The sequence below is a fragment of the Psychromicrobium lacuslunae genome (assembly GCF_000950575.1).
Classification (GTDB): Bacteria; Actinomycetota; Actinomycetes; order Actinomycetales; family Micrococcaceae; genus Renibacterium; species Renibacterium lacuslunae.
In genome coordinates this window covers 552,852-571,427 of record NZ_CP011005.1, presented here as the reverse complement: position 1 = coordinate 571,427, position 18,576 = coordinate 552,852, and the positions used below count along the sequence as shown (strand labels likewise).

Here is an 18,576-nt window from a genome sequence, read left to right as displayed (position 1 = left end):
CCGACACGAGGCGTCTACAGCTTCATGACAATTTGGGAAAAACCTGGTTGAGGATCAATCGACGATCTATATTTGTGTTAGTCCATCGAATGGAAACAAGGCGCGCCGTTTGCGCCGCAATCCGGGGAGCGCCATGAAACTCAAGCTAAGCCGCTGGCTGACTTTGCCGCTTCTCGCTGCGCTGTTATCTGCCAGCTTAGCGGGCTGCACGGCGCGACCTAGCGAGCAGGAACTGACCGCCCGATTCAGCGGACTAAACGGCATCGCCAGCATGAAAACCAGCTGTAGCCAGCCATTGCCCTGGAACTGGGATTGCCAGATAAGGATCGCCACGAAACCGAAGATCAGCGCCGCTGATCTGACCAACATCATCAGATCCACCGGGGACCTACGACTGAGAATCACCAGCTCATCAGCATCGCAAAGCGGCAGCGAATTATCAATGGATATTCAAGAACGCCCCAGCGACGTTGATGCAGTCGAGCTGGCAAAGGCGTATACCTTGGCCGAAGCCCAGCCAAAGCTGGCGAATTTCCGGGTAGACCGCTACTTCGGCTCAGGCAGCACAGGGTATTCAGCAAACCTCGAACTCGAGGCATCGGCCACGTTCAACGAACTAAGCCGCCTGGCCGCGGTGCTGGCCGATAACGCCGTAATCAAGCAAGCGAACGTGCTGGCTGCGAAGTTTGAAATCAATACCGAGAATAACCACCCACCGCTGGCGGAGATATCGCTTTTCGATCAGATCGCGAAGAAGTATTCAGTGATCGGCGGAAAGCTCAGCCCTGGCGCACTCGAGGTGCGCTTAGCCACCAGCGTGGATCGTCAGACCGCAATAAGCTTCGCCAGTAAGCTGCCGCAGTACAAGGAAATCGATCAGGTCTACCTTGAGAACAACCCGATCATCGAACGACACAAAATTGCTCAAGGCAGCGCCGCCTCACTGGAAAGCCTGATCGACCTGATTCGCGATCAGCCGCAACTCAAGAAAATCGAGGCCGGCGGCGCTGCGCTCAATATCACCGTGCCAAATACCGCGCTGCTGAAAAAAGTGGATGACACTCTTTCGGCGCACCCCGCCTACCATCAGGTACTGATCAGCTACACACTCGGACGGTCAAAAGTTTCCAAGCCGGCGCACCTCAGTGTGCCGCTGGGAGTCTTCATTAAGCTGCTCGAGGACGAAGACCTTGACTCGGTGAATATGGGCGTCTCGGAGCAGGACGGTCTGAATGTCTCGGTCTATGCGACTCAGAACATCTCCGCTTACGAGATGGGTAAGCTGCTAGCCGTCTCCGGCTTGGGAGATCCGGCGGCGCAGGTCAGGGTGCAGGTCTCCAGCAAGACACCGCCGGAAAAATGGAGCCTCAAGTTCTCCACCGCCGATCCCGGCCACATTCCAGACGGCAAGAAGGTGGACGCTAACCGGGTTAAGGAGCTGGCGAGCGGCTGGCAAGCAGGCAAGGATTCACTGGGCAAATAAAAGGCTCGGGAGGACGGCCCCTGGTCCCCCGACTCCACTTTGCCGATTTCTTGCCAAAAACTCTCACTCTCAACCGTTGACTTCAACATTTGTTGAAGTTTTAGAGTTGCCGCTATGAACAATAAACCCATGCAAGCTGCCCTCCATCAACCAATCGGCTTCTGGACCGCCCGCGCCGGCGAGGCAGTGCGTCGTCGCACTCGCGGCGCGCTCGCTGAGATTGGCCTCAGCCAGCCCGAATGGTGGGTGCTGCATCAGCTTTCACTGCATCCAGATGGGATGGCGCGAACCGAGACAGTGGAAACGGTCGGTCCCAACGAGACTCCGGAAGCCATTGAGGACGCCATTGACTCAGCCAAAGCCAAGGGCTGGCTGACGGTTGACGGTCCATTATTGAAGTCCACTGAGAGCGGCACCGCGATCTTTCTGGAAGCCGCACTGTTGCAACAGCAGCTCCAAGCAGAGCGTATGCAGGGTATTAGCGAACAAGAATTCGTCACCACGATCACCGTGCTGCAACGCACCATTGCGAATGTCGGCGGCGAGGCCTGGCATTGGTAGACATTGGTAGAACTGTATTAGCTCTGTAATTCGCAGAGCTTACCGCCGGATTGCAAACTCGCCAGTTGCTGCTTGAGGTCTGCGATTCGCTGCTCGGCCTGAGTGATCAGCGTCGCGGAAACCCTGCCCCAGTCTTCAGCTTGCGGCTCGGCTGGAAAGTCGGCAAAGATCTCGGCCATGTCACGCACCGTCAAACCAACACCCTGCGCCAGCCTGGCCACGCTGATCCGGCAGCTTGCCGATTCAGCGAAGCGGCGCTGATTACCGCTGGTGCGCACCGCCTCGATCACCCCGTGTTCCTCGTAGAATCGCACAGCTGACGGGGCGACACCGCTGCTCTCGGCGACGTCGCGCACGGTGAGCCGATGGCTGGCTTGGCTTGCTTCGCCCACCTGGCTGGCTTGGTGAGCTTGGCTGCTGAATGGCGCGCTGGCAATGGAAACTGACATACCTCAATCGTGCCGATACTCGCACCAAACCACAATAAACTGCACTAAAAAATGAAGATCGCACCGCTCGGGGCGAAGACTTTTTTAGCCGACTATTAGTCGGCTTGCTCAGCCACCACTTCGGCTTTAAAGCCGGCACCATTCTGTAACCAACCCGCGTAGTGAAACTCGCCGCCAGCATGCGGATAGCGGTCGTGATACAGCGGGGTCCAACCGTGCTCGGGGGCTTCGGCCATCACAGCGTCGACGCTGTCCGGGGAACCGGCGTGGAAGGCTAAGTGATTCACCCCGGGCTGCCGACGATCATGTTCCGGTTGGGAGAGGTTTGGTGAAGTGGTCAGCGTCAAATAAGCTCCCCCGGCTTCCCAAGACTCACCTTCGGGCCATTGCTGTTCCAGTTCGAAGCCCAGCCGCGCCAGCAACCAACCCCACTCTTTTTTGGCGGCATCGAGATCAGCAACCCACAATTCAACATGATGAAAGCCCGGCATGGCCTCAGCTTAACATCAGGCTCGCTCAGGCTTCCTCAGCGGACGCAGGAAGCTCGCCACCAGCAGTGCACCAACCATCGCCACTGCGGCGTTGACGCCAATCGCAAGCTGTAGACCGGGCAGTAAACCAGCCGTCAGCTGGCTAGCCAGGATCGCTGACATCACCGGAGTTCCCAAGGTAATACCGACCTGCTGGCTCATAGTGACCAGCCCGGTGGCGAGACCCTGCTGCTCGCTGGGCACTGAGGAGGTCGAACTCACCACATAACCGACAATGGCCACCAGATTCGCCACTCCGCCAAGGAAGCTGAGCAGCAGTAGCGGAACCAACCAGGCAGCTTGTTCGCCAAGGAAAGCCAGCGGGGCGGTCACTGCCGCCTGCACCACAAAACCGAACACCATTGCGGTAGGGGCACCGAAACGTTTGATGAGCCGCGGCGCCAGCAGCCCGCCGAGCACCGTGCCAACGCCCAGTACAGCCAGAATCAGACCCGCCGCGATGGCGCTGAATCCCAGGATGCTCTGTAAGTAGAGAGTGAGCAGGAAAACCAGCGAGGTCTCGGTGGCGAAGGCCAGTAGCCCGGCAAGATTTCCCCAAGCCACATTGCGACGCTTGAGAAGTTCCGGGCTCACCAGTGGCTCGGCGCTGCGGCGCTCAACCACGGCGAAAAGCGCGAAGAGCAGCACGGCAGCGAGCATCGGAAGCCAGCTCGCCGGGCTCAGCCAGCCCAACTCCCCTGCGTTGCTAATACCGTAGACCAGGGCGAGCAGGCCTGCCGTGACCAGAATCGCGCCCGGAGCGTCGAGTCTCGCTCGGCTCTCCGAACTTCGCTCTCGCAACACGAAAGGCGCACTGAGCAGCACCGCGACCGCAACAACGACGTTGATAAAGAACGCCCACCGCCAACTCACGACGCCGGTGAGCACCCCGCCCAGCACGGCACCGGTGGTGAAACCTGCCGCCATCAGGGCACCGTTCAAGCCGAGCGCTTTGCTGCGTTGCGGGCCTTCAGCAAAACTAGTGGTCAGCAAAGACAGCGCCGCCGGGGTGACCATTGCGGTAGCCAGGCCTTGGGCGATCCGAGCAATGATCAGCAGCGCAGGGTCTTGAGCGAGACCTCCGGCCAGCGAGGCAAGTCCGAGCAGGGCGATACCGACCAGGAACAAGCGTTTGCGGCCGAACAGGTCGGCAACTCGACCGAAAAGCAGCGTGAAACCGGCGGCACAGAGCGCGAAGGAAGTAACGATCCATTGCAAATGCTCGGTGCCGAAGCCGATCTCTGCACCGATCTGCGGCAACGCCACATTGAGGATGGAGAAGTCAACGGCCAGGGTGAAATTGGCGGTGAGCAGGACAGCGAGCGTGAGTCGCTCTCGCGGGCTCATCTTTTCGGCTTTGATGGGGGTCGCAGTGGTCATCTTCTTAGCCTTGACTGGAACCGGATTGCTAACCAGCACCCTGCTGTGCGTAGTCTTCATTTGCCTGGTCTCCTTGTGCCTGGCACTCGTCTGCCTGGCACTCGTCTGCCTGGCATTGGCAGGGGCAGGCTAAAGCCGGGTCGATGCTGGAGAATATTGTCATGCGCCACGAACAGCTTGACCTGGAAACTTTGATCCCGGGCTCGATCCTGGGTTCGGCCACGGAGCTAGGTGAGTTCCTGCGCTCCCGCCGAGATCGACTGAGTCCGGAACAGGTTGGATTGCGAAGCTTTGGCCGGCGCCGGGTACCCGGCCTGCGCAGGGAGGAGCTAGCCCAGCTCGCTGGGGTCTCGGTCACTTATCTCACTCGATTGGAGCAGGGCCAGTCACGCAACGCTTCCGAGGCGGTGATCGAAGCGCTGGCGCGGGCGCTGCAGCTGGATGCCGACGAACGCAATCATTTCTTCTCGCTGGCACAACCAGCCCCCGCCAAGAGACGTCGGCCAAGTCGCAGCGAAATCGCTAGACCAGGCGCCGAGCAGCTATTGCAGGCGATGTCCGGAGTGCCCGCGATGCTGCTGGGGCGGTTCAACGACATTCTGGCGTGGAATCGTCCGGCTCACCTGCTCTTTGCCGGGCACCTGGATTTTTCCGCTCCGCAGCGGGTGGAGAACCGACCGAACAATATTCGGATGCTGTTCCTCGACCCGCACACCCGCGCTCTCTATCTTGATTGGCAGGACGAAGCAGCCCTCGCGGTGTCCTCGCTGCGCTACATTGCGGCACAATTCCCCGACGACCGGCAGCTGGCCGAGCTGGTTGGCGAACTCAGCATGAATAGCCCCGAATTCGCCGCGCTCTGGGCGAAGCACGCGGTTCGGCTGTGCACCAGCGGAACTAAGCGTTTCCACCACCCGGTGCTCGGCGAACTGGAGCTGGATTATGAAGTGCTGCACCTCGCCGAAGGAAGCGGGCAGCGTTTGCTGACGCATACCGCCAAGCCTGGCAGCGCTTCGGAAGCTGGGCTGAAGTTGTTGGGGGTCTAGCCAAGCCTTCCGCGCGCTACAGGAAATCGCTGTTCGCCATCGGATCGGGCAGCGATTTCACTTTGCGCAGCCGTCGCGCCCGAACTTGCAAGAAGCTAAGCCACAGGCACACTAACCACATCGCTGAGGCGAGCACTATCGGTATCCACAACAGTTCGGAGTCGGGAACAGCACGAGTAATCAGAGAGACGACCAGGGCAGCGAGCAAAGCGGTAAGAATTGCTAACAGGATGGTTACCCCGGTCAGCGAGCGGACGGTTCGTGAGGAACTGGTGCGGAACCAAGCCAAGCCGGCTTCGGCCTTGCTGTAGATGCGAAGCTGTCGATCCGGAATGCCGCGTAGCGCGCGGACCTTCTCGCCCAGCGCCCGGCGCGCAACGGCCTCGTCGAGCACCTCCTGGTCTCGCTGCTGTTGCGGGGTGAGCACAGGCCGCACCGTTGGACGGGATTCGCTCATTGCGGTTCCCTTCTCGGCAGGCTCAGCATTATGAGTCGATCATCGCCATGCCAAAAAACCAGAGCAACGCGGCAGCTGCTATAGCCGCCAACGGGATCCACCAAGCCAGGCGTCGCAATGCGAGCGCCACCGTCGAAACCGTGATACCAGCCAAAACCATCACCAGCGGGCCGATGATCATGACGCCGACACCGACCGATTTCAAGCCGCAGCCACCCGCCTGGCATGAATCACCCACGAATGCTCCGCCGATCAGAGCAAGAACAGCGAGCGCCAGCCCAGCCAACACTAGGACCGCGTCCAGCGCAATGGTGCCTACAAGATCACCGATATCGCGAGACGGTTTAACGGACTGAGAACCTTCCAGACGACACTCCTTGCCATAATCGGGCTGACCATTCGTTGTTTAGGGTAAACATATATCGGACTGATTGACAGCTGTTTAGACCATTAATTTTATATAAGGCACGAACTGATAATCAACCTTGAGGAAATTCTCACTTTTTGGGGCCTTGCCGCGCTAAGCGTTGGATGTTCAAAAAACCTTGAAACTTTTCTCGTCATGCTGTCGGATTGGAGCAAGGCCGTTCGTAGTAGGGGTAAGTGGATGCCTAAGAGGGGCGTCCGAACCAGAGGAGTTGATCCCCATGCAGTACCTCGTTTCAGTTATCAATGACACCATCAACCCGGTGATGGATGACCGCAGTGCCGAGATCGATGTGTTCAACGACAAGCTTCAGGCTCAGGGCTACTGGGTCTTCGCAGGTGGACTGAGCAATCCCGAATCAGCCACCACCATCGACAACCGGGACGGCAATCCGCTGGTCACCGACGGCCCCTTCGCGGAGACCAAGGAGTTCGTCAACGGCTTCTGGATCCTTGAAGTCTCCGACTTCGACACCGTGCTCCAGCTCGCCACCGAGGCATCGCAAGCTTGCAACCGGAAAACTGAAATCCGGCCCTTCCTCTAAACGAGCCGATACATGGACGCAGCGCAGGTCGAGCAGGCGATCACCCAGGCCCATCGAGAAGAATGGGCCCGGGTCGTTGCCTCGCTGGCGAAGCGATTCGGTGACTTGGACATCGCCGAAGAGTCGGCCGCCGAGGCGTTCGCCACCGCCGTCGAACGCTGGCCGCTCGAGGGCGTCCCACCCAGGCCGGGTGCTTGGTTGACCACAACCGCCAACCGCAAGGCCATCGACCGGATCCGGCGCGAGAACAAGCGTCACGAAAAGCACCGGGAGGCGCAGATGTTGCAGGACAACGCCGCAGCGGACTCCCCTAACACTGCCGGCGCCCTTGACGATGACCGGCTGCGGCTGATCTTCACCTGCTGCCATCCGGCGCTAGCGATGGAAGTCCGGGTCGCGCTGACGCTGCGGATGGTGGGCGGGCTGAGCATGCCCGAAATTGCACGGGCCTTCCTGGTACAGGAAAGCACGATGGGGCAACGGATCACCCGGGCCAAGTCGAAGATCAAAGCCAATCGCATCCCGTATCGGGTTCCGCTGGCCGAGGATCTGCCGAGCCGAATCTCCGGGGTGCTCGCCGTGCTGTACCTAGTTTTCAATGAGGGCTATCTGGCCACTGGTGCGGACACCGAAGCGAACCGCACAGACCCGATCTACACAGACCCGATCTACACGGCCCCGATCCGCCCCGAGCTGACCTCCGAAGCGATCCGGCTGACCCGGCTGATCCACGAACTCATGCCCCATGACGGCGAAGTGAGCGGGCTGCTCGCCCTAATGCTGCTGATCGAGGCGCGACGGCGGGCGAGAGTCTCTCCCGACGGTGAGCTCGTACCGCTCGATGAGCAGGACCGCGCCTTGTGGGATAGCGATCTGATTGCCGAGGGCCATCAACTAGTCCGCGAGCGCTTGGCCTCCGGCGCGCGGCCCGGTCGATATCAAGTGCTCGCGGCGATCAATGCCGTGCACACTTCTGCCCCTGTCTTTGCCGACACCGACTGGTCCCAAATCGTCGCGCTCTACGATCAGCTGAGCCGTCTAGATCCATCGCCGATCGTCCAGCTCAATCGAGCCATCGCGGTGGCCGAGCTCGACGGTGCAGAGGTGGGTCTAGCCCTGGTAAACCGACTCAGTGAGAGTTTGAGCAATTACTCTGAGTATCACGGCGCACGGGCAGATCTGCTACGAAGGGTGGGGCGTGCAGACGAAGCACTTAGGGCTTACCACCGCGCCGTTGAACTGGCAGAGAATTCAGCCGAGAAAACCTACCTAAAACGTGCTCAAGAGGCTACCGCGGGGCCCGAACAGTACGTTCCATAGCCGTCCAGCTTCAAACAGGCAACGCCACCAAATGGCCCTCGCCGATATCCCGTAATTCTGGTCGCTCGGCACCAGGAATATCCCAATCACGATTCAGCGTACGACTGCGGCGGGTGGCACGCTGGCTGGGGTGGTTGACCGGCATGGCTGCCAGCAGTTCCTGGGTGTAAGGATGCCGCGGAGTATCAAAGATTTGTTCCCTGCTCCCCTGCTCGACCACTCTGCCGCGGTACATAATCGCCAACGAAGTGCAAAGGTGTTCGACCACGCTCAAGTCATGCGAAATGAACAGGAACGAAGTGCCCTGCTGGTCGCGCAAATCACTGAGCAGGTTGAGGATCTGCCCCTGCACCGAAACATCCAGCGCAGAAACCGGTTCATCGGCCACCACGAATTCGGGTTGCAAGGCCATCGCCCTGGCGATCACGATGCGTTGCCGTTGACCGCCGGAGAACTCATGCGGATAGCGGTCAAGTGCCTCAGCCGACAAGCCGCACTGCTCCAACACGGCAGCCGCTCGCTCACGTTCGTTGTCTCGGTCAGCCAGCCCATGCGCACGCATCGGCTCTCCGATCGCGGTGGCGATGGACAACCTGGGGTTCAGCGCGCTGAAGGGATCTTGAAAGATGTACTGCAGGCTAGCTCGCAAACGACGCAACTCGGGGCGAGGCAGCTCGAGGATCTCCTCGCCCTTAAACCGCACCGAACCAGAACTGGGATCGTGCATTCTGATCACTGACTGGCCAAAACTGGTTTTGCCACTGCCCGATTCACCGACCAGGCCCACAATCTCGCCCTTGCGGACGCTGAGGCTAACCCCGTCAACCGCCCGCAACTCCGACGGCTGGCGGCCCAGGCCGCCCCGGGAACGAAATACTTTGACGATGTTCTGCGCCGCAAAGAGCGGCGGAGTATCGGTCGTTGCCAGCTCAGCCATCATCTCTCTCCTTCCGCCCTGGCCTGACTGCGGGCCAAGCTCGGCGGCAGACCTGGTCCAGCCGCTCGGGAGGCCAGTTGCCGCACTTCCGCCGAGATCACCGGCAATCGTTCGAGACGCTGTCCGGCAAGCGGTCGGGCACTCAGTAGGGCCTCGGTGTAGGGGTGCTGCGGTCGATCGAAAAGGGCGAAGACATTGGCGCGCTCTACAATCTGACCGTCGTACATCACCAGCACGGAATCCGCGACTTCCGCGATCACGCCGAGGTCGTGGGTGATGAACAGAATGGCCATTCCTGTCTCGTCGCGCAGCTCAAGCAGCAGGTCGAGAATTTGGGCTTGAATCGTCACATCGAGCGCTGTTGTCGGTTCATCGGCAATGAGCAGCCGCGGATTGCAACACAGCGCGATGGCAATCATGGTCCGCTGTAACATGCCGCCGGACAACTCGTGAGGATAAGCCCGCATCACCCGTGCCGGGTCGGGTAAGCCAACCCGCGCCAGCCAGTCGACAGAGAGCTGATGAGCTTCCCGGCGCGAAACAGATTGATGCGCCCGGACGGTCTCGATCAGCTGGCGGCCAATGGTGAAAACCGGGTTGAGCGAACGCATCGGTTCCTGAAAGATCATCCCCACTTCGGCCCCGCGCAGCCGTTGCAGGGCGGTTCGCCGCATGCTGAGCACATCGTCGCCGTCGAAAAGTATCCGTCCAGCAGAGATCTCGCCGGGCTCGTCCACTAATTTGAGCACCGATAAGGCGGTCAGGCTCTTCCCCGAGCCCGACTCCCCCACAATACCCAGCACCTCGCCCGCGGCCACTTCGAAGCTAATATCGTCAACCACCAGTCGCGATGCTGCCGTGCGCGCCCGGCTGCGTTGCCCTGGACTGGCTTGCGAGGGAGCAGCCGGGAAGCTGATGCTCAAATTTTGCACCTGCAAGAGGCTGTTTTTGGCGCTCATTTCCGCATCCTCGGGTCGAAGATATCGCGTAGCCGGTCGCCCAAAACATTAATCGCGGCGACCGTAACCAGTAGCGCTACGCCGGGCGGAATCCACAACCAAAGATGCTGTTCGAAGTCGATCAGATTCGTCGCGGCGCCAATCATATTGCCCCAGGAAGCGTTCGGCGGCATCACTCCAAGGCCGAGGAAGCTGAGCGCCGACTCGCTCAGGATGCCAGAAGCCGTGCCCAGGGTAGCCACCACAATCAGTAATGGCATCACATTGGGCAGCAAATGGCGGAACTGGCGTGAGAAAGCACTCAGACCGAGCACTTCGGTGGCTTGCATGTAGGGCGTCTCACGCAGCGAAAGTACCTGGCCGCGGATCAGCCTAGCTAGCCCAGGCCAGCCAATAATGCTCAGCAAAACCATCACCACGTAGATCCGGGAGTCCGGCGGGAATTTCAGTTCCGAGAGCACCGCGGCAATCACAATCAGCAGTGGCAGGCCTGGGATCGACATCAGCAGATCGGCGATACGCATCACCACAGCATCGATGACACCCCGGTAATAACCGGCGACGATGCCGAGCAAAGTCCCCGGCACCAACGACAGCAGCATCGAGGCAACCCCAATGGTAAGGGAGATTCTGCCAGCCAGCATTAACCGGGTGAGCACGTCTCGGCCGTAGGAATCCGTACCCAGCCAGTGATTGGCACTCGGCGGCCGGTAAGCGATCCGCAGGTTAATCTGCTCGCCGCTGTGGCCGGTGAGGAACGGTCCCAAGAAACTGAAAAGTAGCATCGCCAGCAAGATGCCGAGGCTGATCGCTGCAGCCGGGTTGCGAAGTAAACGAGCAAAGGATTCTGACCAGAGCGAGCGACGGCGGCCGTTTCGGGTTGAGCGAGGCGGCGCCGGATCGACCGGCTTGGCAGACTCGAAGCCGGGCTCCTCCGCCCCGGAAAGGATCAGATCGCCGCTCATCGCTGTCTCGCTTCGACCAAACGCACCCGTGGATCAGCCACCGCATAGAGCACATCAGCGATAAAACTGCCGACGATGGTCAGGAACGCCAGCAGCATGGTGATAGTCATTAGCACCGCATAATCCCGGGTCTGCACCGACTCCAATTGCATCCGGCCAATGCCCGGCCAGTTAAACACTTGCTCGGTGATAATCGCGCCGGCGAACAAACCGGGCAGTTCAAAACCCAATAAGGTGATCGCCGGTAATAAAGCGTTCCGCAACGCATGCCCGAAGACCACCGACCGCTCAGCCAGTCCTTTGGCGCGAGCGGTCCGAATGAAGTCGGCGCGCAGCACGTCAAGCATGCCAGAGCGGAAATAGCGGGTCAGCGAGCCTACCCCGAGGAAGGTCAGAATGGCCACCGGCAACACCATATGCCAGCCGATCTCTATCACCTGTTCGATGCCCGTCGAGGTGCTGCCGGTATTGAGCATCCCGCCGGTGGGCAGCCAATGCAGATCGACAGCGAAGAATTTGATCATCAGCAAGCCAACGAAAAAGGAAGGCACCGATAGCGAAGCGAAGAGCCAAATGGTGACCAGTCGATCAAACCAGGAGTACTGCTTCGTCGCACTCAGCACCCCGCTGACAATGGAGATCAACCAGGTCAAAATGAAAGCCGCGACGGCAACCAGAAAAGAGTTGAACAATAGCGGGCCGATCAGTTCGGTGACCGGTCGGCTGTAAGCCAAGGAGTAGCCGAATTCGCCACGCAGCATGTTCCAGAGCCAGCCAAGGTATCTCAGCCAGAGTGGCTGGTCCAGCCCGTTGAGAGCGCGCAGCTCAGCCTTTCGCTGCGGGGTGAGCTGCCGATTGGAACTGAAATAGTCACCGGGCATCAACGCGAACAACAAGAAGATCAGCACCGAGACACCGAACAGCAGGAGTGCCATGAGGGCGAAGCGCTTGAGCAGAAAACGAGTCATAGGATTTCCAGGCCGGAGCGGCCGCCGAGACACCGTAAACTGCGTGTGTCTCGGCGGCAGACCGCTCAGCCGAAGTTACTTAGCCGCGATCTTCAGCTTGGCGAGTGATAGCGCCGCATCGGAATCTCCGGTGGAGTACAACTCTCCGTTTTCAATCCGCGCGTTCCAGGCCGAAAGTGACTTTCGGTAGTCCAGCAGGATGATCGGCGGGTCCTGGCTGAGCTTCTGATACAGCTCGGTGTAGACCTTCTGCCGTTCGGCTTGATCGAAGGTAGACGTTCCCTTCGCAATCAGCGCTTTCACCTCGGGATTCTTGTAGTGGCTGAGGTTAACCGAGGGGTCATCACTGCCGAACTCCGAGACAGCATCGTCGGGGTCGCCCAGTCCATTGCTGCGGAAGCCTGCGAGATCGTAGTCGCCCTTGTTCAAGCGTTCGAAGGCGGTATTCGAATCGAGTACCTCCGGGACAAAGTCAATACCAACGCTCTGGTAGCTCTGCTTGGCGATCGGGATCACCGGATCGTCCTGCTTGGTGGTGATGTAAGACAGGCTGAGCTTCTTGCCATCCTTCTCCCTGATGCCATTGGCACCCGCTTTCCAGCCGGCTTGATCGAGCAATTCGCCGGCCTTCTGCGGATCGTATCCATAGTGTGTGACACCGGTGGTGGTGTAGGACCACAGCGGCGGTGCGGCGAGCACGTCCGCCACCTGACCGAGTCCCTTGAATTTGGCGTCAACGATCTGCTGCCGATCCAGGCCGTAGTAGAGCGCTTGACGCACCTTAGTATCGGCAAGCGCAGGTTTTTCGTTATTGACCCAGATAGCGCCAAAGTCGGAAATCACCCGAGAACGGACATTGGCGAACCCGAGTCCCTTCAGTTTGTCCAAGGTGGCCGGATCACTGCCGAAACCGCCCTGGTCGATATCACCGTTCTGGAAGTTCTGCAGGGCCGTATCGCTGCCTAGCACCTTAAAGATCAACGTCTTGATGGCTGGCTTTCCCGCGTAGTAATGCTCATTCGCGGTGTAGCGGATCTCCTGGCCTTCGACATATTTCTCCAGCCCATAAGGGCCAGCACCGAGCGGTTTGCCATAGAGCTCCTTGAGGTAATCCAGGTGCCCCTTCGAATAACCCTTACCGTAATAAGCCTTCGAGATCACCGGACCGCCCAGCGTGGTCAGGGCCAGTGGATTGGGCTTCTTGGTGGTGATCTTAATAGTCTTGGGGTCAATCACCTGGATGCCTTTGAGGCTGCTCGCGGTGCCCTTGCGGTATTCATCGGTGCCGTCTATGACGATCTTGCTGAAGTCGACTCCGCCCGCGTAGCTGGAGTCGTTCAGCAGGGTCAGGGTGAAGGCGACATCATCGGCGGTCAGCGCCGATCCGTCGCTGAAGCTCAGGCCGTCCCGCAGGTGAAAGGTGTAGCTCAGGTTATCGCTGGAAATCTCCCATTTCTCCGCCAGGTCCGGAGTCGGTTTGCCGGAGTGATCGGCTACCACCAGGGAGGCGAAGATGGGCTGCACGGCGTTGCCGTCCCAGCCATTATCGTAAAAACCGGGTAGGAAGACACCACCGGGCTTGCTGATCGTAGTGACGAAGGAATCTGGCCGCGAATTGGCGGCGGCGGGGCTTTTACTCGGGTCGGTAGCCGGGTAAAAATCGTCCTTGAGTTTACTCAGATCAGCGCTCTCGCCGCCGGTCTCAGCGGGCTCGGTGTCGGCGCCACAGCCGCTGAGTAGCAGGACGCCAGCGAGTAGTGCCGCGGTGACCGAAGCTGTGCTCTTGATGGATTTCATCTCGACCCTTCTGGGATCGCTGAATCGCGCCCGCACGGGGTTTCCGAGCGGGCACCTTGATCAGCTGGGATTATCACTGAAACTGTGAGCAGTCCGCTGTGAACGAACTGAGATAACAGTTGGAATAGCTGCTTCAGCCTATGTGAAATGTGCTTTAGCGCCTCGATTTGAATGTCGCAGTGTTACGGCAGACCTAGACATCGAGGTGGGGGCTCACGGTGAGCTTTGGCCGCCGCGAGGACTCCCCCGGAGTAGACTGCAGATACTGTGGCCCGAGCTAACGTGGCCTCTAAGTTGAGGTCTAAAGAGAGGGCGAGCGATGGTCGGCAAGCGTCCCACGGTGTACGACGTGGCAGAGCGCGCCGGCGTCTCCATCGCCACCGTGTCACACTCCTTCCGCAAGCCGAATCGAATCCGGGCCGAGACCCGTGAACTCGTACTCACCGCAGCTAGAGAGCTTGGCTATGTGCCGAGCGGCTCCGCCCGCTCGCTCGCGGGTGGTTCAACGGGCGCGCTCGGGCTGCACCTCTTCCACCTGCTGCTACCGCAGCGCGGCGCGGCCTCCGGCGAGAGCGGCGAAGAATTGCTCACCGCCCTGGTGGAGTCGGCGGCGGCTGGGGCCGCACCGGAATGGTTTCCCGAAGCGAATACGGTGGACCATGATCCTAAGGTGTTCCCGCTCTACGTCGACGAAATCCAGCGCGGCTTCGTGATTGAATGCCGGGATCATGGCCGCCCGGTGGTGCTCAGTCAGGGCGGCACCGAGCAGTCCGAAGTGGCCAGCACAGCGGGCCGCGTCGACGGTTTAGCAATCTTTCCCGGTCCCACACCGGCGGATCAGCTGCTCGATGTGCTCGGCAGCAACCCGGTGGTGCTCTTCAGCAGCGCGCCGGACCCTCGCACCGCACAGGTCAATTCCGATAATCGCGGCGGCATGCGCAGCATCGTGGAACACCTGGCCACGGTGCACGGAGTACGCTCGCTCGGCTGGGTTGGGGAGACGTCAGGACAGTTCGACTTCAGCGAGCGATTCAGCGCCTTTGAGGAAGCGGTGTCCGCGAAACCCGCGCTGAGCCGACGGATCATCGACCAACACAGCTTTGACGCTGACCCGACTCTGCCGGGGGTAGAGCGGGCTGCGCGGGAACGGAACCTTCCGGATGTTCTGGTGTGCGGCAGCGACCAGTCAGCACTGGTGGCTCTGGAGACCTTGCAAGCTGCCGGGATCCGGGTACCGGAGGATGTACTGGTGACCGGCTTCGACGACGTGCTCGCCGCCCAGCTGTGTCATCCACAGCTCACCACGGTTCGTCAGCAGTTCGAGCTAATGGGCCGCGTCGCCGCCCACCTACTGATGGCCGAGCCCGCCCCCAAACTCACGATCACCCTCGGTGTCTCGTTGATGCCGCGCGGCAGCTGCGGCTGCTAAGCACGCGACCGGCAGCCGAAATCTTCACCTAAACTCTTGCAATCTCGCCTCATGCCAGTAAAGTTATGCGCATAACGTTAAGCGCATAACACCGAATTCCCGGGAATCAGAGCGCTGCTACGTGCTAACTCAAGGAGGAGTTGTGAAACACTCGGTACGCAGGCTCACCGCAGGTATCGCGCTTATTGCGACCGCGCTCACACTGACGAGTTGTGGACGTCCCGCCGAAGGCCCCGCTGCCAGTACCTCGGCAGTCGCGGTCGATGATGGCCCAGCCACCGGCACCGTCACGATGTGGACGATGGGATCGGAGGCCGACGCGCTCAAGCCACTGATCGCACAGTTCGAAAAGCTCAACCCGGACGTCAAGATTAACCTGACCGCAGTGCCGTGGTCAGCGGGGCACTCTAAATTGCAGACCGCGATCGCCGGTGGTGCAACCCCAGATATCTCGATGATCGGATCGAGCTGGATGTCAGAGTTCGCCCCGGCGCTCGCCACGGTGCCCAGCAACTTCTCGGCCACTGACTTCTTCCCCGGCACCATCGAGGGCACCACAGTCGATAACCGCTGGGCAGCGGTGCCGTGGTACGCCGACGTACCGATGCTTTACTATCGCACCGACCTCGCGAAACAAGCCGGCTGGGACCGCGCCCCGAAAACTTGGGACGAGGTGCAATCACTCGCCGCCGACTACCGAAGCAAGGCGGGGGCTAAGTGGGGAATGCGTCTCTACACCGGCCCGAGCTCATTCCTCGGCAACCTGTGGATTCCTTTCACCGCCGGGGCGAAGTTAGAGGACGGCAAGAAATGGACCTTCACCACGCCCGAGTGGCAGCAGGCCACTGAGTTCTACAAGAGCTGGTTCGATAAGGGCCTCGTCGATCCGAACTCCGATCCGGCTCCGGCCCAGATGCCAGCCGACTTTGTCTCCGGCAACACTCCCATGTTCGTGGCTACCCCGGCGGGGCAGGGCGCGATCACCCAGATCGCCGGTGCGGAGTTTGATAGCAAATACGCGCTGGCTCCGCTCCCCTACGGCAGCGCCCAAGTCTCGGTGGTCGGCGGCTCGCACCTTGGCGTTTTCCAGAAGGCCAAGAATCCGACCGCGGCGTGGAAACTCATTAAGTGGCTGAGCTCGCCGGATACCCAGGCTTCGTTCTTTGAGGCAACCGGGGACCTGCCGCCCGGACCCGCGGCATGGAAACTGCCTGCGCTGGCTAATAAGACCCGCATTGCGGCGGTTGGCGAGGCGCTGAAAACCGCTCTTGCCATCCCGACCCCGGCCACCCTCGAGCAGGTCTTCGCGATTGGCGACAGCACCCTGGAACAAATCCGAAAGGGCACCGTCTCGGTTTCGGATGGCCTGAAGAACTTGCAGCAGCAGGCCGATCAGATCGGACTGGGCTAGATGGCAATCAGCCAAAGCGCCCGCCGGGCCCCTCGCCGGAGGGGGCCGGCGGGTGGTTCCGGCCTTGGATCACCTTCTCGCTTGAGACAGCCTTCCCGTCGACGGCGGCAAACCCTCGTCGCTTGGATGTTCTGCCTGCCGTTCGTCGCGGTATTCGCCACCTTCATGCTGATGCCGATCGGTGGATCGCTGGCGATGTCGTTCACCGATATCACCTCGCGCGATCTGCAAACCCCTTTCGCGGTCGGATTCGTCGGGCTTGATCAGTATCTTTCGCTGCTCGGCGACCAACGATTCCTCACCTCACTCGCGGTCACCGGACTCTTCGTGCTGATCGGCATTCCCATCACGATCGGCTTTGCCCTGGCTTTGGCCGTCGGGCTCAACACCGGTCGTGGCCGAATCGTGACCATTCTGCGTGTCGGTTACTACGCCCCGGCGGTGACCAGCATCGTGGCCATCTCGGTGGCTTGGAAGTACATCCTGCAGCCAGACGGCCTGCTCAATGCCGCGCTGGGTCTGGTCGGGATCCCCGGCGTCAACTGGCTCAACGATCCGGTCTGGGCGCTGCCTTCGCTCATTATGCTCGCGGTGTGGCGCAATGTCGGCACCCTGATGGTAATCTTCCTGGCCGGGCTGCAATCAATTCCCAAGGACCTTCTCGAAGCCGCCACCATGGACGGCGCGGGGGCCTGGCGACGCTTCTTCGGCGTCACGCTGCCGATGTTGCGTCCCACCATCTTGCTGGGCGCCGTGCTCATTTCGGTCGGTTATCTGCAGTTCTTCGAGGAAGCCTTCGTGATGACCGGCGGCGGACCCTTGGACCGCACCCTGTCCGTCGCTTTCTACACCTACCAGCAGTTCGGCGTCGGCCAGTATGGCCGGGCCTCCGCCGCGAGCTACATCCTGTTCCTGTTGGTCGCCCTACTTAGCCTGTTGCAGTTCCGGCTGCTACGCAGGAAGGACTGAACCATGACGCTCACTACCTCAAGGAAGCCCGTCGACGGGACTGACGGACCCCTCCCCAATCACCGTCAGCCCCGTCGACGTCATCTTGGCCGTCCCCGTGGCCGCAACGTGGTGATGATCGTGCTGGTGACCGGACTAGTCGTCTGGATCATCCCGTTCCTCTGGATGCTGCTCGGCTCGCTCAAGACGCAGGGCGAGATCCTGCGTGAGCCGCCGACCTTCTGGCCCGAGCAGGCCACCGGGCAGAACTATGCGACCTGGTTCACCGAGCTGGACTTCCCCAAGTTCTTCCTGAACAGCGTGCTGGTCGCGGTGATCACCGTGCTCGGCAACTTGGTGTTCTGCTCAATGGTCGGCTACGCGCTGGCGAAGATGAAATTCTTCGGCAAACGGCTGCTCTTCGGCCTGGTGATGCTCACCCTGATGGTGCCGGGTGTGGTCACCTTCGTGCCGCTGTTCGTGCAGACCGCGCAACTCGGCCTGCTGGATACTTATGCGGCCTTGGTGCTGCCGTTCCTGACCGGGCCGGTGGGCGTCTTCCTGATGCGTCAGTTCATCTCCGATATCCCGGACGAGCTGCTCGAAGCGGCCCGCATCGACGGCGCGAGCGAGTTGCGGCTCTTCGCCCGAGTGGTGCTTCCGCTCTGCGGTCCGGCGCTGGCGACGCTCGCGATCCTCACCTTCCTGGCCTCCTGGAATAACTTCCTCTGGCCGCTCGTGGTGTCCCAATCCGCTGACCTGTACACGCTGCCGATTGCGCTTTCGCTGTACTCAACCGGTCAGCATTCCACCAATTACGGGCTGCTGCTGGCCGGCTCCGTGCTGGTGATCACCCCGATCCTGCTGCTCTTCGCCCTGTTGCAGCGCTGGTTCATCCAGGGCATCGCCACCACCGGGCTCAAGTAATTCAAGTAATTCAAGTGACGGAAAAGACTGAAAGCATG

19 protein-coding genes are annotated in these 18,576 nt (G+C 60.5%); 9 read left to right on the top strand and 10 right to left on the bottom strand.

The window, feature by feature from the left end; genetic code table 11:
* Nucleotides 1–133 precede the first annotated feature (133 nt).
* Nucleotides 134–1,483 carry a hypothetical protein gene (locus tag UM93_RS02615; protein ID WP_157874078.1) on the top strand — a complete coding sequence of 450 codons (1,350 nt, stop codon included), beginning with the start codon at nucleotides 134–136 and terminating at the stop codon, nucleotides 1,481–1,483.
* A gap of 114 nt (nucleotides 1,484–1,597) precedes the next feature.
* Nucleotides 1,598–2,044, top strand: a complete 447-nt coding sequence (locus UM93_RS02610) for a hypothetical protein (protein ID WP_045073481.1) — start codon at nucleotides 1,598–1,600, stop codon at nucleotides 2,042–2,044.
* Nucleotides 2,045–2,061: 17 nt separating this feature from the next.
* Here the strand turns inward: UM93_RS02610 and UM93_RS02605 are convergent, their stop codons facing one another.
* From UM93_RS02605 to UM93_RS02595, 3 genes are all read right to left on the bottom strand, one after another.
* Nucleotides 2,062–2,493, bottom strand: a complete 432-nt coding sequence (locus UM93_RS02605; RefSeq protein WP_082056993.1) for a MerR family DNA-binding transcriptional regulator — start codon at nucleotides 2,491–2,493, stop codon at nucleotides 2,062–2,064.
* A gap of 95 nt (nucleotides 2,494–2,588) precedes the next feature.
* Nucleotides 2,589–2,984 (bottom strand): VOC family protein, encoded by a 396-nt coding sequence (locus UM93_RS02600; protein ID WP_045073479.1) that lies wholly within the window; start codon nucleotides 2,982–2,984, stop codon nucleotides 2,589–2,591.
* Between the two features lie 15 nt (nucleotides 2,985–2,999).
* Nucleotides 3,000–4,463 (bottom strand): MFS transporter, encoded by a 1,464-nt coding sequence (locus tag UM93_RS02595; RefSeq protein ID WP_324606744.1) that lies wholly within the window; start codon nucleotides 4,461–4,463, stop codon nucleotides 3,000–3,002.
* 101 nt (nucleotides 4,464–4,564) lie between these two features.
* Between UM93_RS02595 and UM93_RS02590 the strand changes: the two genes are divergently transcribed.
* The gene (locus UM93_RS02590) at nucleotides 4,565–5,449 is read left to right on the top strand and encodes a helix-turn-helix transcriptional regulator (RefSeq protein WP_045076743.1); all 885 of its coding nucleotides are present in this window, start codon (nucleotides 4,565–4,567) and stop codon (nucleotides 5,447–5,449) included.
* 16 nt (nucleotides 5,450–5,465) lie between these two features.
* On the opposite strand, the gene UM93_RS02585 is transcribed toward UM93_RS02590, so the two are convergent.
* Complete coding sequence (locus UM93_RS02585; RefSeq protein ID WP_045073477.1) at nucleotides 5,466–5,906, bottom strand: hypothetical protein; 441 nt, start codon at nucleotides 5,904–5,906, stop codon at nucleotides 5,466–5,468.
* Between the two features lie 28 nt (nucleotides 5,907–5,934).
* The gene (locus UM93_RS02580; RefSeq protein ID WP_157874077.1) at nucleotides 5,935–6,144 is read right to left on the bottom strand and encodes a hypothetical protein; all 210 of its coding nucleotides are present in this window, start codon (nucleotides 6,142–6,144) and stop codon (nucleotides 5,935–5,937) included.
* Between the two features lie 409 nt (nucleotides 6,145–6,553).
* Here UM93_RS02580 and UM93_RS02575 point away from each other — a divergent pair, with 409 nt between their 5' ends.
* Both UM93_RS02575 and UM93_RS02570 read left to right on the top strand, forming a co-directional pair.
* Nucleotides 6,554–6,877, top strand: a complete 324-nt coding sequence (locus tag UM93_RS02575) for a YciI family protein (RefSeq protein WP_045073474.1) — start codon at nucleotides 6,554–6,556, stop codon at nucleotides 6,875–6,877.
* A gap of 12 nt (nucleotides 6,878–6,889) precedes the next feature.
* The gene (locus UM93_RS02570) at nucleotides 6,890–8,197 is read left to right on the top strand and encodes an RNA polymerase sigma factor (RefSeq protein ID WP_045073473.1); all 1,308 of its coding nucleotides are present in this window, start codon (nucleotides 6,890–6,892) and stop codon (nucleotides 8,195–8,197) included.
* 10 nt (nucleotides 8,198–8,207) lie between these two features.
* Here the strand turns inward: UM93_RS02570 and UM93_RS02565 are convergent, their stop codons facing one another.
* The 5 genes from UM93_RS02565 to UM93_RS02545 all read right to left on the bottom strand — a co-directional run bounded on the left by UM93_RS02565 (nucleotide 8,208) and on the right by UM93_RS02545 (nucleotide 13,823).
* Nucleotides 8,208–9,137, bottom strand: a complete 930-nt coding sequence (locus UM93_RS02565) for an ATP-binding cassette domain-containing protein (protein ID WP_199921802.1) — start codon at nucleotides 9,135–9,137, stop codon at nucleotides 8,208–8,210.
* Nucleotides 9,134–10,093, bottom strand: a complete 960-nt coding sequence (locus UM93_RS02560; protein WP_052663546.1) for an ABC transporter ATP-binding protein — start codon at nucleotides 10,091–10,093, stop codon at nucleotides 9,134–9,136. Before UM93_RS02560 ends, UM93_RS02565 begins: the two co-directional genes overlap by 4 nt.
* The gene (locus UM93_RS02555) at nucleotides 10,090–11,058 is read right to left on the bottom strand and encodes an ABC transporter permease (RefSeq protein ID WP_082056992.1); all 969 of its coding nucleotides are present in this window, start codon (nucleotides 11,056–11,058) and stop codon (nucleotides 10,090–10,092) included. Before UM93_RS02555 ends, UM93_RS02560 begins: the two co-directional genes overlap by 4 nt.
* Nucleotides 11,055–12,026: an ABC transporter permease gene (locus UM93_RS02550; RefSeq protein ID WP_045073469.1), complete on the bottom strand. Its 972-nt coding sequence runs from the start codon at nucleotides 12,024–12,026 to the stop codon at nucleotides 11,055–11,057. Before UM93_RS02550 ends, UM93_RS02555 begins: the two co-directional genes overlap by 4 nt.
* A 75-nt stretch (nucleotides 12,027–12,101) precedes the next feature.
* Entirely contained in the window at nucleotides 12,102–13,823 is a 1,722-nt protein-coding gene (locus tag UM93_RS02545; protein WP_045073467.1) for an ABC transporter substrate-binding protein, read from the bottom strand.
* A 319-nt stretch (nucleotides 13,824–14,142) separates the two neighbouring features.
* On the opposite strand from UM93_RS02545, the gene UM93_RS02540 reads away from it, so the two are divergent.
* The 4 genes from UM93_RS02540 to UM93_RS02525 all read left to right on the top strand — a co-directional run bounded on the left by UM93_RS02540 (nucleotide 14,143) and on the right by UM93_RS02525 (nucleotide 18,538).
* Nucleotides 14,143–15,252, top strand: a complete 1,110-nt coding sequence (locus tag UM93_RS02540) for a LacI family DNA-binding transcriptional regulator (protein ID WP_045073465.1) — start codon at nucleotides 14,143–14,145, stop codon at nucleotides 15,250–15,252.
* A gap of 142 nt (nucleotides 15,253–15,394) precedes the next feature.
* Nucleotides 15,395–16,663 carry an extracellular solute-binding protein gene (locus UM93_RS02535; RefSeq protein WP_045073464.1) on the top strand — a complete coding sequence of 423 codons (1,269 nt, stop codon included), beginning with the start codon at nucleotides 15,395–15,397 and terminating at the stop codon, nucleotides 16,661–16,663.
* Complete coding sequence (locus UM93_RS02530) at nucleotides 16,664–17,632, top strand: carbohydrate ABC transporter permease (RefSeq protein ID WP_082056991.1); 969 nt, start codon at nucleotides 16,664–16,666, stop codon at nucleotides 17,630–17,632. It begins immediately after the preceding gene.
* Nucleotides 17,633–17,635: 3 nt separating this feature from the next.
* A complete protein-coding gene (locus UM93_RS02525) occupies nucleotides 17,636–18,538 on the top strand; it encodes a carbohydrate ABC transporter permease (RefSeq protein WP_045073461.1) in 903 nt (300 codons plus the stop codon).
* Nucleotides 18,539–18,576 lie beyond the last annotated feature (38 nt).